The sequence below is a fragment of the Agathobaculum sp. TL06 genome (assembly GCF_054658635.1).
This window is the reverse complement of sequence record NZ_BAAGGY010000002.1, coordinates 163138-178059: the sequence shown is the minus strand read 5'-3', so window position 1 is coordinate 178059 and position 14922 is coordinate 163138. Positions and strand designations below refer to the sequence as shown.

General features: G+C 61.0%; 11 protein-coding genes and 1 riboswitch. Of the genes, 7 read left to right on the top strand and 4 right to left on the bottom strand.

Annotation, left to right across the window (positions count from 1 at the left end; all coding sequences use genetic code 11):
• Positions 1-144: 144 nt before the first annotated feature.
• Positions 145-1413, bottom strand: a complete 1269-nt coding sequence (locus ACYQ3S_RS01960; protein WP_459687083.1) for a 2-hydroxyglutaryl-CoA dehydratase — start codon at positions 1411-1413, stop codon at positions 145-147.
• The gene (locus tag ACYQ3S_RS01955) at positions 1388-4351 is read right to left on the bottom strand and encodes an acyl-CoA dehydratase activase (protein ID WP_459687082.1); all 2964 of its coding nucleotides are present in this window, start codon (positions 4349-4351) and stop codon (positions 1388-1390) included. Before ACYQ3S_RS01955 ends, ACYQ3S_RS01960 begins: the two co-directional genes overlap by 26 nt.
• A 283-nt stretch (positions 4352-4634) precedes the next feature.
• A riboswitch (SAM riboswitch) is annotated at positions 4635-4738 on the top strand.
• Between the two features lie 79 nt (positions 4739-4817).
• Here ACYQ3S_RS01955 and metK point away from each other — a divergent pair.
• The 6 genes from metK (at position 4818) to ACYQ3S_RS01925 (ending at position 11352) form a co-directional block, all read left to right on the top strand.
• Positions 4818-6002, top strand: a complete 1185-nt coding sequence (gene metK / locus ACYQ3S_RS01950; protein WP_459687081.1) for a methionine adenosyltransferase — start codon at positions 4818-4820, stop codon at positions 6000-6002.
• Between the two features lie 167 nt (positions 6003-6169).
• A complete protein-coding gene (locus ACYQ3S_RS01945; protein ID WP_459687080.1) occupies positions 6170-7054 on the top strand; it encodes an aldose 1-epimerase family protein in 885 nt (294 codons plus the stop codon).
• A 72-nt stretch (positions 7055-7126) separates the two neighbouring features.
• Positions 7127-7717: a hypothetical protein gene (locus tag ACYQ3S_RS01940; RefSeq protein ID WP_459687079.1), complete on the top strand. Its 591-nt coding sequence runs from the start codon at positions 7127-7129 to the stop codon at positions 7715-7717.
• A 208-nt stretch (positions 7718-7925) separates the two neighbouring features.
• Positions 7926-10448, top strand: a complete 2523-nt coding sequence (locus ACYQ3S_RS01935; RefSeq protein ID WP_459687078.1) for a heavy metal translocating P-type ATPase — start codon at positions 7926-7928, stop codon at positions 10446-10448.
• Positions 10445-10711 (top strand): metal-sensing transcriptional repressor, encoded by a 267-nt coding sequence (locus tag ACYQ3S_RS01930; protein ID WP_107631701.1) that lies wholly within the window; start codon positions 10445-10447, stop codon positions 10709-10711. The genes ACYQ3S_RS01935 and ACYQ3S_RS01930 overlap by 4 nt, the downstream gene beginning before the upstream one ends.
• On the top strand, positions 10708-11352 hold the full coding sequence (locus ACYQ3S_RS01925; RefSeq protein ID WP_459687077.1) for a pentapeptide repeat-containing protein: 645 nt from the start codon (positions 10708-10710) through the stop codon (positions 11350-11352). Before ACYQ3S_RS01930 ends, ACYQ3S_RS01925 begins: the two co-directional genes overlap by 4 nt.
• A gap of 74 nt (positions 11353-11426) precedes the next feature.
• On the opposite strand, the gene hisC is transcribed toward ACYQ3S_RS01925, so the two are convergent.
• Complete coding sequence (hisC, locus tag ACYQ3S_RS01920) at positions 11427-12482, bottom strand: histidinol-phosphate transaminase (RefSeq protein ID WP_459687076.1); 1056 nt, start codon at positions 12480-12482, stop codon at positions 11427-11429.
• A gap of 162 nt (positions 12483-12644) precedes the next feature.
• Between hisC and ACYQ3S_RS01915 the strand changes: the two genes are divergently transcribed.
• Positions 12645-13889 (top strand): replication-associated recombination protein A, encoded by a 1245-nt coding sequence (locus ACYQ3S_RS01915; protein WP_459687075.1) that lies wholly within the window; start codon positions 12645-12647, stop codon positions 13887-13889.
• A gap of 42 nt (positions 13890-13931) precedes the next feature.
• Here ACYQ3S_RS01915 and ACYQ3S_RS01910 read toward each other — a convergent pair whose 3' ends face one another.
• A complete protein-coding gene (locus ACYQ3S_RS01910; protein ID WP_459687074.1) occupies positions 13932-14870 on the bottom strand; it encodes a S1 RNA-binding domain-containing protein in 939 nt (312 codons plus the stop codon).
• Between the last annotated feature and the right edge of the window lie 52 nt (positions 14871-14922).

Here is a 14922-nt window from a genome sequence, read left to right as displayed (position 1 = left end):
CGCGCTTTCCGCAGGGAAAGGGCGGTTACTTCATGCTATGCGGCGGGAGGGCGGCGTGACATCCGGACACGGCAAAACCCCGCGCCGCAGCGGGGCGCAAAAAGAAAAACGCCGCGTCAGCGGCGTTTTTCGGTCGTGTCGGGGTCATTCGGCGGAGGACAGCATCAGCTTGATGCGGTTCTCCTGGTTGATTTTTGACGCGCCGGGGTCGTAATCGACCGCGACGATGTTCGCCTGCGGATACAGCTCTCGGATTTTTCGGATCATCCCCTTGCCGGCGATGTGGTTGGGCAGGCAGCCGAACGGCTGGGTGCAGACGATATTGGTCACGCCCTCGGTAATCAGCTCGACCATCTCGGCGGGCAGCAGCCAGCCCTCGCCCATTTTTACGCCCGGCCCGATGATGTCGAGCGCTTTTTTGCGCACCTCTTCAAACGGCATGGGCGGGCGGAAGTTGCCGTCCCGCTTCATCAGGCGGATGATATCCGCCTGCTTGCTGAGCAGGAACTGGTAAATCACCTTATAGGTCGCGGCGCGCGCCGCCGAGCGGCCGTACAGCTCATGGTCGATGACCGAGTTGTAGATCGAGTACATACAGAAGTCCACCAGGCCGGGGAGGACAGGCTCGCAGCCCTCGGAGAGCAGGAACGCTTCCAGCTGGTTGTTGCCGAGCGGGGAGAATTTGACATAAATCTCGCCCACGATGCCGACCATCTTCTTCTTTTGCGATTTATCCAGCTTGATCTTGCCGAAAACCTGCAGCACATACCGGTACAGGTGCTTGACCTCGCCGTAGCGGATGATGCGGTCGCTGGTAAAGCGCGAGGTGACCGCGCTCATGCAGATGTCGATCGCCTTATCGGTCGAGCCGGGGACGCATTCGTAAGGGCGGCACTGGTTGGCGACCATCATAATCAGGTCGCCGATCAGCAGCGCGTAGGCGATCTGCATGACCATGGTCTTGGTCAGCTTGAAGCCGGGGTTGACGTCCGCCTCGAGTCCGGCGAAGTTGAGCGATATGACGGGGATAAACCCGTATCCGTTTTTATCCAGCGCCTTGCGCAGCAAATGGATATAGTTGGAGGCGCGGCAGCCGCCGCCCGTCTGCGGCAGAATGAGCGCGACCTTATGGATGTCATACTTGCCGGATTCGATCGCGTCCATCAGCTGGCCGATGACCAGCAGGGCCGGATAGCAGGTGTCGTTATGCACGTTGCGCAGACCCTGCTCCGCGATGTTCGGGCCTTCGGTATGCAGCAGCTCCATGTTGTAGCCGTAGTTTTTCATCAGGCGGCACATCAAGCCGAGCTGGACCGGCAGCATGTTGGGTACCAGGATAGTATAATCCTTGCGCATTTCCTCGGTGAACCGCGGCCGCTCCGGAGGGTTAGCTGATATGTTGTTGTTCTGCAAGCTTTCTGCCCTCCTCTACTGCGGCCAGCATGCTGCGGATGCGGATTTTGGCCGCGCCCAGGTTGCTGATCTCGTCAATTTTAAGCTGTGTATAAATTTTGCCGCCGTCTTCACAAATAGCGCGCATTTCGTCCGTTGTGATCGCGTCGATGCCGCAGCCGAACGATACGAGCTGGATGAGCTGCGCGTTTTCCTTGCGCGTGACATACTTCGCCGCGCCGTACATGCGGGAATGGTAGGTCCACTGGTTGAGCACATGGACCTCCGGCACCTTGGCAAGCTGCCAGACCGCGTCCTCGGACACGATAACCATGTTGAACGAAGCAATGAGCTGGTCGATGCCGTGGTTGATCTCGGGATCGACGTGGTACGGCCGGCCCGCGATGACCGCGATATCCAGCCCGTGCGTATCCGCGTAGGCGATGGCCTTCTGCCCCTCGACGCGGATCTGCGCATAATAGTCCGCCAGCGCCTGGTACGCGGCCTGAGACGCCGCGGCCACCTGCTTTTTCTTCAGCCTTGGGTATTTCCCGCAGAAATACTTGACCGCCTGCTGGACAAAGCGCTTAGGCTCGGTCAGCTCAAAGTACGGCATCATGAAGTCAAAGTCCTGCAGCGCGCTCACGTTGGCCTTGAGCAGCTCGGGATAATAGGCCACAACCGGACAGTTGTAGCAGTTGGTGGCGCGGCCCTCGTCGATGTTATAGGTCATGCAGGGATAGAAGATCGCGTCCACGCCCTTGTCGAGCAGGTTTTCGATATGCCCGTGCATCAGCTTGGCCGGATAGCAGACCGTGTCCGACGGGATGGAGTGCTGCCCGCGCATATACATATCGCGCGTGGATACGTCGGACAGTACGGTTTCAAAGCCGAGCGCGCGCAGGAACGTGGTCCAGAACGGCAGCAGCTCATACATATTCAGGCCGAACGGGATGCCGATTGTGCCGTTCGGCATGGGCTTGCCGCTCGGCTCGCCCATGCTCTTGAGCTTTTCGAGCTTCCATTTATACAGGTTGGGCAGCTCGGCCTTCTTTGTGCCGCCGAGCGGCCGCTCGCAGCGGTTGCCCGAGATGAACCGCCGCCCGCCGCCGAAATCGTTGACCGTCAGGCTGCAGTGGTTCTCGCACAGGCCGCAGCGCGCGGATTTGACCGTGTGGCGGAAATGAGAGAGCACGTCCACGCCGATCAGCGTGGTTTTAGCGGGACGGTTGTCCTTGGCGTGCAGCGCGGCGCCGTATGCGCCCATCAGGCCGGAGATCGCGGGACGGGTCACGTCGCGGCCGATCTCCTGCTCGAACGAGCGCAGGATAGCGTCGTTGAGGAAGGTGCCGCCCTGCACCACGATGTGCTGGCCGAGGTCGTCCGGCGAGTGGGCGCGGATGACCTTGTACAGCGCGTTTTTGACGACCGAAACCGACAGGCCGGCCGAGATCGCGTCGATGCCCGCGCCGTCCTTCTGCGCCTGCTTGACCGACGAGTTCATGAATACCGTGCAGCGCGAGCCGAGGTCGATCGGGTGCTGGGCGAACAGGCCGAGCTTGCAGAATTCCTCGATCGAATAGCCCATCGAGCGGGCGAAGGTTTCGATGAACGATCCGCAGCCGGACGAGCAGGCCTCGTTGAGCGAAATATTGTCAATGCATTTGTTGCGGATTTTGAAGCATTTGATATCCTGCCCGCCGATATCGATGATGAAGTCCACGTCCGGACAGAAGTGGCGCGCCGCGCGGAAGTGCGCGACCGTTTCGACCAGGCCGAAATCCACGCCGAAGGCGTTCTGGATGAGCGCCTCGCCGTAGCCCGTGACCGCGCTGGACACGATATGCACGCGGTCGCCGCACAGCTCGCAGAGCTTGGTGAGCTGCTCGCGGATCACGTCAGCCGGATTGCCCTTGTTGGACTGGTAATGGTGGAACAGGATCTGATGATCCTCACCGATTAATACCAATTTGGTAGTTGTTGAACCGCAGTCAATGCCCAGATAAGCGTCGCCCTGATAAACGGTCACGTTTTCCGTCATTACGTCGTGTACGCCGTGGCGGCGCTTGAATTCCTGGTATTGCTCGTCGTTTTCAAACAGCGGCGGCAGATATTGTGCCACCAGCGGCGCGGCCGCGGCCTTTTCCAGCGCTTCCAGCAGGGAATCGACGGAATAGGTGGAGCGGGTGTCTTTGGCATATTCCGCCGCGCCCGCCGCGATGGCATAGGGGGCAAGCGCCGGAAAATGCGCATGGTCGTCGTCGAGCTGCAGGGTTTTCTGGAACTGCCGCTGCAGGCATTTGAAGAAAAACAGCGGGCCGCCGAGGAAGAGAACGTCCCCTTTGATCTCGCGTCCCTGCGCAAGCCCCGCGACCGTCTGGTTGACGACCGCCTGGAAAATGGAGGCGGCGACATCCTCCTTGCGCGCGCCCTCATTGAGCAGCGGCTGGATATCCGACTTGGCGAACACACCGCAGCGGGAAGCGATAGTATAGATACGCTCCGCGCCCTGCGCCAATTCGTCCAGCTCGGCGGGCGTTACGTCAAGCAGGATCGCCATTTGGTCGATGAAAGCGCCCGTGCCGCCGGCGCAGGAGCCGTTCATGCGCTCCTCCAGCTGGCCGGTCAGGAAAACGATCTTCGCATCCTCGCCGCCCAGCTCGATGACCACATCGGCCTGCGGGACATGGACGCCGACCGCCTTGCGGGTGGCGAATACCTCCTGCACAAAGTCGACGCCCGACGCTTTGGCAACGCCGAGGCCGGCCGAGCCGGTGATCGCGCAGCGGATAACGGCGTCCTCACCGATCAGGCTGCGGGCATTGGTCACAAGCTCGACAGCCTTTTCGCGCACCTTGGAAAAGTGGCGCTCATAATGCTTGTGGATAATCTCCCCATCGCGCACGACAACGATCTTAACGGTCGTCGAGCCGATGTCGATTCCTACGTTTACATTCATAAGTATCCTTTTTCTCCCGTGTAAAAAACAATGCGCCGCAAGACGCATGGAAAATTGCGGCAAGATGCGTTCTGCGTTGCAGAAAACTGGGGTTTTCGCTGGGAAATGCTTTCCTGAACTGGTATAAGTGGGGGAAAGCCGCCGCAAGACCGCAATCTTACTTATTTAATATATACGCGCATGGGAGAAATGTCAATCCACTGTAAAGGCGGGAGGCTGCCGAAAATACGCCTTGACAAAGCGCGTATTTTTATATAAAATAGACCGCGTAAATGAATAAATTTCCTTATCGAGAGCGGTGGAGGGAACGGCCCTGTGAAACCCGGCAACCTGCGCAAATCCATGCGTAAGGTGCCAAATCCGGCGTAGGAACACGAAAGATGAGGGGGCAAAACGCACTTTTCGCTCCCAAAAGGGAGCGTTTTTTGTTGCTCTCCCGAAAAATGCAGAAAGGAATAAAATCGCTATGGCACATCATTTTTTTACATCGGAATCCGTCACGGAGGGGCATCCGGACAAGATCTGCGACCAGATTTCGGACGCAATCCTTAACGAAATCTTAACGAGCGACCCGTACGCGCGCGTGGCCTGCGAAACGACCTGCACGACCGGCATGGTGCAGGTCATGGGCGAAATCTCCACGACCTGCTATGTGGATATCCCCAGGGTCGTGCGCGACACGATTCGGGAGATCGGCTACGACCGCGCCAAGTACGGCTTTGACTGCGACACCTGCGCGGTGCTGACCTCGATCGATGAGCAGTCGCCTGACATCGCTCTGGGCGTGGATAACTCGCTGGAGCGCAAAGCGGGCGCGGCCGACGCGGACCTCGCCATCGGCGCGGGCGACCAGGGCATGATGTTCGGCTACGCGTGCGATGAAACGCCCGAGCTGATGCCGCTGCCCATCTCGCTGGCGCATAAGCTGGCCAAGCGTCTGGCCGAGGTGCGCAAGAACGGCATGTTTGACTATCTCCGGCCGGATGGCAAAAGCCAGGTCACGGTCGAATATGATGAAGAGGGGCAGCCGGTGCGGGTAGATACCGTTGTGCTTTCCACCCAGCACAGCCCCGAGGTGTCCCTCCAGCAAATCCGCAAGGATATGGTCGAGCAGGTGATCCGTCCGGTCATCCCGAGCCACCTGCTGGATGAAAACACCAGATACTATATCAACCCAACCGGCCGCTTTGTCATCGGCGGCCCGCAGGGAGACTCCGGCCTGACCGGACGGAAGATCATCGTCGATACCTACGGCGGCATCGGCCGGCACGGCGGCGGCGCGTTCTCCGGCAAGGACCCGACCAAGGTGGACCGTTCCGCGGCGTATGCCGCGCGCTGGGTAGCGAAGAACATCGTCGCGGCGGGGCTGGCGCGGCGCTGCGAGCTGCAGCTGGCCTATGCGATCGGCGTGGCGGAGCCGGTATCCATCATGGTGGAAACGTTCGGAACGGGTACGGTTGACGAGGGCCGGCTGGCCGAGGCCGTGCGCCGTGTGTTCGACCTGCGTCCGGCGGCGCTGATCGAAACGCTTGACCTGCGCCGGCCGATCTACAAGCAGCTTGCCGCCTATGGCCACATGGGGCGCGAGGAGCTGGGCGTCAAATGGGAGCAGACCAATAAGGTGGAGGAGCTGAAAAAGGCGCTCGCCTGAGCGGGCGGCGCCCTGGCGCGTACATCGATAAAGAACGCCCCGTCTGCGTTTCGCAGGCGGGGCGTTTCGCTTTGCGGGAAACGAGGGGGAAGAAAGGCTGCGCGCGGATTGACTTTCCTTATAAAAAGAGGTATGCTGGAACCAACAACAAACAGGGAGGATGAAGCATGATGCAGGTATTGGAAAATGAAGGCTTTCGGGTAGAGATCAATCCGTTTGGGGCCGAGCTGTCCAGCTTCCGGAGCAAAAAGGACGGCACGGAATACGTCTGGCAGGCCGATCCGGCCGCATGGAAGCGCCATGCGCCGATCCTGTTCCCGATTGTCGGGCGGCTCAAGGATAAGACCTACACGGTCGGCGGTACGGCGTATGAGATCACGCAGCATGGCTTCGGCCGCGACCTGGAATGGCGCGCGAACCGCGTGGGCGATACCTGCGTGGAGTTCCTGCTGCAGCAGAGCGAATATACGAAAAAAATGTATCCGTGGGACTTTGCCTGTACGGTGCGCTATACGCTGGAGGGCGCGACGCTGAAAAAGGAGCATGCAGTCCGCAACCAGAGCGATACGCCGATGTACTACGAGGTCGGCGGGCATGACGCCTATACGCTGTGCTGGAAGACGGGGGAGCAGATCACGGATTACGCCGTGGAATTCGAAGGGGTGCAGGCGCTGCATCCGGTCATCACGGATGAAAACGTAATGCTGAGCAGGGAGCATGGCGACCTGCCGCTCGCGGACGGCTGTCTGCCAATCGGCAGGGAGACGTTCCGCGCGGACGCGATGATCCTGGATGACCTGCCGGTACGGCGCGCCTCGATTGTCTGCCGGAAAAACGACAAGCGGGTGACCATGGACTTTTCGGACTTCCCGTACTTTGCGCTGTGGAGCCCTTATAAGGATTTTGACGTGCCGTTTGTCTGCCTTGAGCCCTGGAGCACCCTGCCGGATGGCGGCTATCTGGATCACGCGATCGAAAACAAGGTGGGCGTGCGCGTCCTGCAGCCCGGGCAGGAGGAAACGCTTTCGTTCTCCACAACGATAACCGACTGAGGAGACACAGCATACGGCGGTTCGGCTTGATGGGGTCGTGATCGTGCTGCGGCAAAGCGAGGAGAGGGTTAGATGGGAAAAAGAAAAGGCCTGATAATAGGGGCGATAGTGGTCCTGCTTTTAGCAGCTGCCTGCAAAGTGGCAGACGCCTATCTCTCCTATCCGATTGAACCGAATATGGCCAACCTGACAGAGCATATCACAAAATTCTATAACAGAGGGAGAAAAAAGGAGGTTTCCCCCTATATTGCGCTGTATGGCAGCGTGCATATTGGCGATACAGCCTACTGCCTGATGGAGATTGGCGAAGATCTGGATTTCGGCAGCGTGGCTTTGGAAAAAAGCGTGTTTGGCCGGTATAAGATAACCGGCATGTCGTATGGCGACGGATATTTTAACGACGGCATTATTGAAAGCGGTGGGAAAAAGTATTTTCTGCTTGCAGGCAGGGACATCACGGCCCGCATTTGCAAAGTCACGGCTTTAATCGGCGGTGAGCGCTATGAATTGTATACGCCGGAACAAAAAGATCATTTTTTGCTTTATACAGAGATCGGCGATCAGGTGCAGGAAAAGCATGTGGATCGAAGCGAAATAACGTTCTATGATAAAAACAACAGGGATATAACCGACCAATATAATTTATCCGGCGGCGGCATCTAAACGCTCGGTTGCCCGCCTGCGGCGGATGCCCCGCGTTGCGCGATCCGATCTATACGCCTCCAACCGGCTCCGGCTTCTGCCGGAGCCGGTTTGCATATCTGAATTTTCCGTTGCGCAAACTACTTGACAAAATGGTCGGGTTGCCGTATACTGACCATAGAACATACCCCCTCCTGGGGGGAGGGGTACAAAGATAGGAGATCCAGATATGAAGCAAAGATTCCGCGTCGGCGGCATGAGCTGCGCAGCCTGTTCGGCGCATGTGGAAAAAAGCGTTTCGGCGGTGCCGGGCGTTTCCGAGGTACAGGTCAACCTGCTCGCGGGCAGCATGGCCGTGCAGTATGACGAAACCGTATGCGATGCGCAGAAGATCATCCATGCGGTAGAGTCCGGCGGCTATACCGCGGCGGCGGACGACGGGAAGCAGCAGGCCGCGCCCGCGCAGGACCCGAAAGCGAACGACGAGCTCAGGGAAATGAAAACGCGCATCGTCGTTTCCGCGGTTTTCCTGATTATTTTGATGGTGTTCTCCATGGGGCCGATGCTCGGCCTGCCGCTGCCCGCGTTCGTCAGCGGTACGGAGAATGCGTTCGCGCTTGCGCTGGTGCAGTTCCTCCTCACCCTGCCCATCGTTTTTATCAACCGCAAATACTACATCAACGGCTTTAAGACGCTGCTCCACCGCGCGCCGACCATGGACGCGCTGATCGCGGTTGGTTCAGGCGCGGCGCTGGTGTACGGCGTTTATGCGCTGTTTCAGATCGGCTATGCGTGCGCGGCGGGCGATATGCATACGGTACACACCTATGCGCACGACCTGTACTTTGAGTCCGCGGGCATGATCCTGACGCTCGTTACGCTCGGCAAGTTCTTTGAAGCGCGCGCCAAGCGCAAGACCGGCGAGGCCATCGCCGCGCTCATGGACCTGCGGCCGCAGACGGCAAACGTGCTGCGCGGCGGGCAGGAGGTTTCCGTCCCCATCGAGGAGGTGCGCGTGGGCGATCTGGTGGTCGTGCGCGGCGGGCAGTCCGTTCCGGTGGATGGCGAGATCACGGAGGGGAACGCTTTCCTGGACGAAAGCGCGATCACCGGCGAGAGCATGCCGGTCGAAAAGCATACGGGCGACGCCGTTATCGGCGCGACGGTATCCAAGAGCGGCTATTTTGTGATGAAAGCCGCCCGCGTGGGCGATGACACCACGCTGTCGCAGATCATCCGGCTGGTCGAGGAGGCGGGCGCCTCCAAGGCGCCGATCGCCAAGCTGGCGGATAAGGTCGCGGGCGTGTTCGTGCCGGTCGTGATGGGGATTGCGCTGCTTACCGCCATCGTCTGGCTGGTGTATGGCGAAACGCCCAGCTTCGCGCTCACCCGCGCAATCGCGGTGCTGGTTATATCCTGCCCCTGTGCGCTGGGGCTGGCAACGCCGGTCGCTATCATGGTCGGCACGGGCGTGGGCGCGAAAAACGGCGTGCTGTTCCAGTCCGCCGAGGCGCTGGAGAACCTGCATAACGTAAACAGTGTGATTTTGGACAAAACCGGCACGGTGACGCAGGGGCGTCCGGTCGTGACCGATGTCAAATCCTTTGGCGTGGAGCCGGACGACCTGCTCTCTCTTGCCTTATCGATCGAGGCAAAAAGCGACCATCCGCTTGCGGACGCGGTCGTGCGGTATGCACGGGAGCGCAGGGTGCGGGAACGCACGGCGACGGACTTCGAGATGGTGGAAGGGCAGGGCGTGCGCGCCCGCATCGACGGGGTACCCTGCATGGCGGGCAACCGCCGCATGCTGCTGGCAAACGGGCTTGCGCTGTCGCGGTCCGCGCAGCAAATGGGCGAGGCGCTTGCCGCGGCGGGAAAAACACCGCTGTATTTTGCGGCGAACCGGCAGGTGGTCGGCATTTTTGCCGTGGCGGACGTCCTCAAGCCGACCAGCCGCGCGGCGGTCGAAGCGCTGCAGCGGCTGAATATCGAGGTCACGCTCCTGACGGGCGATAACCAGGCGACCGCGCGTTCAATCGCGGGCGAACTGGGCATCAGGGATGTTGTCGCCGAGGTGCTGCCGCAGGATAAGGAGCGCGTGGTGCGCGAAAAGCAGGAGCAGGGCCGCAAGGTCGCCATGATCGGCGACGGCATCAACGACGCGCCGGCGCTCGCCCGCGCGGACGTGGGCATCGCGATCGGCGCGGGGACGGACGTTGCGATTTCCTCCGCGGACGTGGTGTTGATGAAAAGCGACCTGATGGACGCGGTCGATGCGATACGCCTGTCGCGCCGCACCATGCGGAATATCCGGCAGAACCTGTTCTGGGCGTTTTTCTATAACTGCATCGGCATCCCGATCGCGGCGGGCGTGCTGTGGCTGCCGCTGCATATCGGCCTCAGCCCCATGATCGGCGCGGCGGCCATGAGCCTGAGCTCGGTCTGCGTGGTGTCCAACGCGCTGCGGCTCAAGTTTTTCCAAAGTACCCCTAAGCCGGCGGTCGAGCCGGATCAATATTTCGTATTGCCAAAGGAGGAAGCAAAAATGAAAAAGGTGATTAAGATCGAGGGCATGATGTGCGAGCATTGTGTCGCGCATGTCAAAAAGGCGCTGGAGGCGTTCCCGGGCATGGCCGTTGAGGTGGACCTGAAGAGCGGCACAGCCACCCTGCAGGGCGACGCGATACCGGACGAGGCCAGGCTGACCGAGGCGGTGGAACAGGCCGGCTATAAGGTGGTCGGCTTTGCATGAGGGCTGACAGAAAAAAGGTGGAGCCGCTTCTGCGCACCGCGCGGGGACAGCTCGACGGCGTGCTGAAAATGATCGAGTGCGACCGCTACTGCATGGATATCGTCACCCAGCTGCAGGCGGTCGAATCACTGGTACACAAGGCGCAGCGCGAGGTGCTGCACGCGCACCTGTCCGGCTGCGTGCAGGAGGCGTTTGAAACGGGCGACGAGCAGGCGCGCGAGAAAAAGATCGACGAGATCATCAAGCTGCTCGACCGGTCATGACCGTGCGGCTGCCCGAACCGCTTGCACCCGTGCCGGACGCGGCGGAACGGTTCGCATGGGCCGAACGGGAGGAGCGGACGGTGGAGGGGCTGCATATCTGCGGCGCGGATCTGTCCGGCACCCGCTATGAAGGGCTGCGGCTGCGCGGCGTGCTGTTTGAGGACTGCCGGCTGACCGGATGCCGCTGGGAGCGCGCGGATCTGGGCGACGTCGTGTTCCGGCGCTGCGAGCTGTCGAACAGCGGCTGGCGGGACGCTTTCTGGGAGCGCACGGCCTTTGCGGACTGCAAGGCGGTGGGGGCGGGCTTTGCCGAAACCGGCTGGCGGCAGGCCGCGTTCGCGGGCTGTGCGCTCGCCTATGCGGCGTTTGACCGCGCGCGTCTGCGCGAGGTGGCCTTTTCCGATTGCGACCTCAGCCATGCCGTGTTTCACGAATGCACCTGGAAGCGGCTGAGTCTGGACAAAACACGCCTGCGGGAAGCCAGCTTCCTGCACACGCCGCTCGCGGGGCTCGACCTGACCGGCTGTGAGCTGGACGGGCTTGCGGTTTCGGACACCAATGCCGAGCTGCGCGGCGCGATTGTGACAGCGGAGCAGGCGGCCATGCTGGCAAAGCGCCTGGGCCTGGTGATAAAAGAATAGGAAAACGCGTGCCGCGGAATCCCGCAGCACGCGTTTTTTGACAGCATGGAGGAAAGCGGCATATCCGCGCCGCCTTACAGAAATGCCTGTAGCGCGTCGAGCAGACGATCCATCTGTTCGTCCGTGCCGATTGTAATGCGCAAATAATTTTCGATGCGCGGCAGCCTGAAATAGCGGATATAGATATTTTTTTGCCGCAGATATTCAAAAATGACCGGCGCTTCCTTTTTTGGGTGCGTGACGAACAAAAAGTTGGTCAGGGAGGGGAGGACGGTAAAGCCCAGCCCGCGCAGCGCCGCGGCCGAACGGTCGCGCGTCTCCGCCACCCGCCGGCAGGTTTCCTGAAAATACCGCTCATCCTCGACCGAGGCTTGTCCCGCCGCGAGCGCAAGCGCGTCCATTGTATAGGAATTGTAGGAGTTTTTGACCGCTTCGAGCGTGGAGATCAGCACCTCCGAGCCAAGCGCGTAGCCGACGCGCAGGCCCGCAAGCGAGCGGGATTTGCTCATGGTCTGCACGACCAGCAGGTTTTCGTATTTGCCGAGCAGGGGTACGGCGCTTTGCGCGCCGAAGTCGACATAGGCCTCGTCGATGATAACCACGCAGTCCTGGTTATGCTGCAAAAGCTCCTCAAGGAAGTCCAGCGTTACGCCGCGTCCGGTCGGCGCGTTTGGGTTGGGAAGGATAACGCCGCCGTTCGGCCGGTCGTAGTCGCGGACGCACACACGGAAATCCCCGTCCAGCGGCACGGTTTCGTAAGGGATGCGGAACAGGTCGCACCAGACCGGATAGAACGAATAGGTGATATCCGGATAAAGGACCGGCCGGTCCGAGCAGAAAAACGCCTGGAAGGCGAGCGCAAGCACATCGTCCGAGCCGTTGCCGAGGAACACCTGCGCGGGTTTTACGCCGAAGCGTCCGGCCAGCGCGGCCTTGAGCGCTTTGCCGTTTGCGTCCGGATAGAGGGCGAGCTGGGCGGCGTCAAAGCGGCGCAGGACCTCCTGTACGCGCGGCGCGGGCGGATACGGGTTCTCGTTGGCGTTCAGCTTGATGATATCGGCGGCCTGCGGCTGCTCGCCCGGCACATAGGGGTCGATTTTGCGGAGCTTATCGAGAAAGGGCTTGTCCATAAGGCATTCTCCTGTTGCAGTTTGTTGACTGCGGATAGTTTATCACAGTAAAGCGAAAAAGTCAAGCCCTGTTTGTGTTGGCCTGGCGGGTGTGGTATAATCAACACATATAGAAATGCAGACGCCCCCTGCAAACCTGACCGGATGGAGGAAAAGAACGCCATGTACCAACCCTTAGCCGATAAGCTGCGCCCGCAGACGCTGGACGACGTGGTCGGCCAGCGGCACCTGCTCGGTCCGAACGGCCTGCTGCGCCGCGTGATCGAGAGCGGCAATATCCCCAACCTGATCTTTTACGGCCCGTCCGGCGTGGGAAAGACCACGGTCGCATCCATCATCGCAAAACAGACCGACCGCAAGCTGTATCACCTGAACGCCACGACCGCGGGCATCGCGGATATCAAGGCCATCATCGACGAGCTGGACACCTTCCTCGCCCCCAACGGCGCGCTGGTTTATCTGGACGAGATCCAGTATTTCAACAAAAAGCAGCAGCAGAGCCTTCTTGAGTTCATAGAAACGGGTAAAATGACGCTGATCGCGTCCACGACCGAGAATCCGTATTTTTATATTTACAACGCGATCCTCAGTCGATGCACGGTGTTCGAGTTCAAGCCGGTCGGTCCGGCGGACATGAAGCGCGCGGTCGAGCGGGCGCTTGCGCTCGCCATCGGGGAGCGGGACATCCCTGTCGAGGACGGAGTGGCCGCGCACATCGCGCAGGCGGTCGGCGGCGACGTGCGCAAGGCGCTGGGCGCGGTTGAACTGCTTGTTCTGGGCGCGGGGGAAAGCGGCGTCACCCTTGCGGACGCGGAGCAGGCCGCCCAGCGCTCAAATATGCGGTACGACCGCGATGGGGACAGCCACTATGATATCCTGTCCGCGCTGCAGAAGTCCATCCGCGGGTCGGATCCGGACGCGGCGCTGCATTACCTCGCGCGTCTGCTGGAGGCCGGGGACATGATCTCCGCCGCGCGGCGCATGCTGGTCATCGCAAGCGAGGATGTGGGGCTGGCCTATCCGCAGTGCGTGGCCATCGTCAAGGCGTGCGTGGACAGCGCTTTCCAGCTTGGCCTGCCGGAGGCGCGGATCCCGCTGGCTGAGGCGGCTGTCCTTATGGCGACCGCGCCGAAATCGAACAGCGCGCTGATGGGGATGGAAGCGGCGCTCGCGGATGTCCGCGCGGGCCGGACCGGCGATATCCCCGCGCATATCAGGGACGCGCATTACGGCGGCGCGGCCAAGCTGGGGCGCGGGCTGGCCTACCGGTATCCGCATGACTTCCCGCACCATTGGACCGCGCAGCAATATCTGCCGGACGAGCTGAAGGGCGCGCGGTATTATGAATACGGACCCAATAAGACCGAGCAGGCGGCCAAGGCGTATTGGGAGAAAGTAAAAGGGTAGCGCACAGGACCAGCGGGAGGGGCCGTCCCCTCCCGCTTGCCGTTATTCAAATTCCGTCGCGATATATTTCCGGTCGCAGCAGTCCGGCGTGTAGACCCACTGGCTGATATGCCCGCCGGTGATGAAATAGCGCGGCGGCGGGGGCGGCTCGCGGCAGGCGAGCACATCGATCACGGTCAGCTTGATCTTCATGCGCTGGGGCAGGATGGATTTGATATACACGGAAACCACCGTGCCTGCGGACAGGTCGCCGCGCGGCTCCGCCAGGCCGGAAAGGTTGGGCGCAAGCTCGATAAACACGCCGTAAGGCTCCACCGACCGCACCACGCCGCGCACGGTTTCGCCGGGGGAGAACAGGGCGGCGTTCTGCTCCCAGGTGCCGAGCAGCTCCCGATGGGTAAGCGAAATGCGCCGCGCGTCGCGGTCGACCGCGCGCACGGCGGCATAGATGTGCTGTCCCACCCGCAGCCGGTCGTGCGGATGGAAAATGCGGGAAACCGAAAGGTTCTCTATGCCGATCAGCGAGGCCACGCCGCAGCCGATATCCACGAACGCGCCGAACGGCTCCAGATGGGTCACTCTGGCGGGGATCACGTCGCCCGACCGGAGCGACGCGAGCAAATGGTCCTGCGCCCGCTGCTGGGCGATCGTGCGGGAAAGCCAGACGGTCGGCGGCGCGGTGCTTTCGTCCAGCTCCGTGATGACAAAACAGGTGGGCTTGCCGACGCGGGACAGGATAGCGATTTCCCTGGTGTCCCCCTCCGCAACGCCGAGCGCGCAGCATGAGCGCGGCATGACGCCCTGCGCGAAGCCGAAATCGAACAGCAGGTCGTGCGCGGCGGTGCATCGCTGCGCGACCGCCTCCAGGATCATGCCCTCGTCCTGTGCGCGGCGCAGTCCGTCGACCGATTCAAACGCCTGCCGCACGGCGGGAAGTGCGGCGTAACTGCCCTCGGGCAGATAGGATTCGCTTGTTTTCATAAAAGCCGAGCCTCCTTTGGGGTCTGCCTTACTATATGAAAAAACGGCTGGG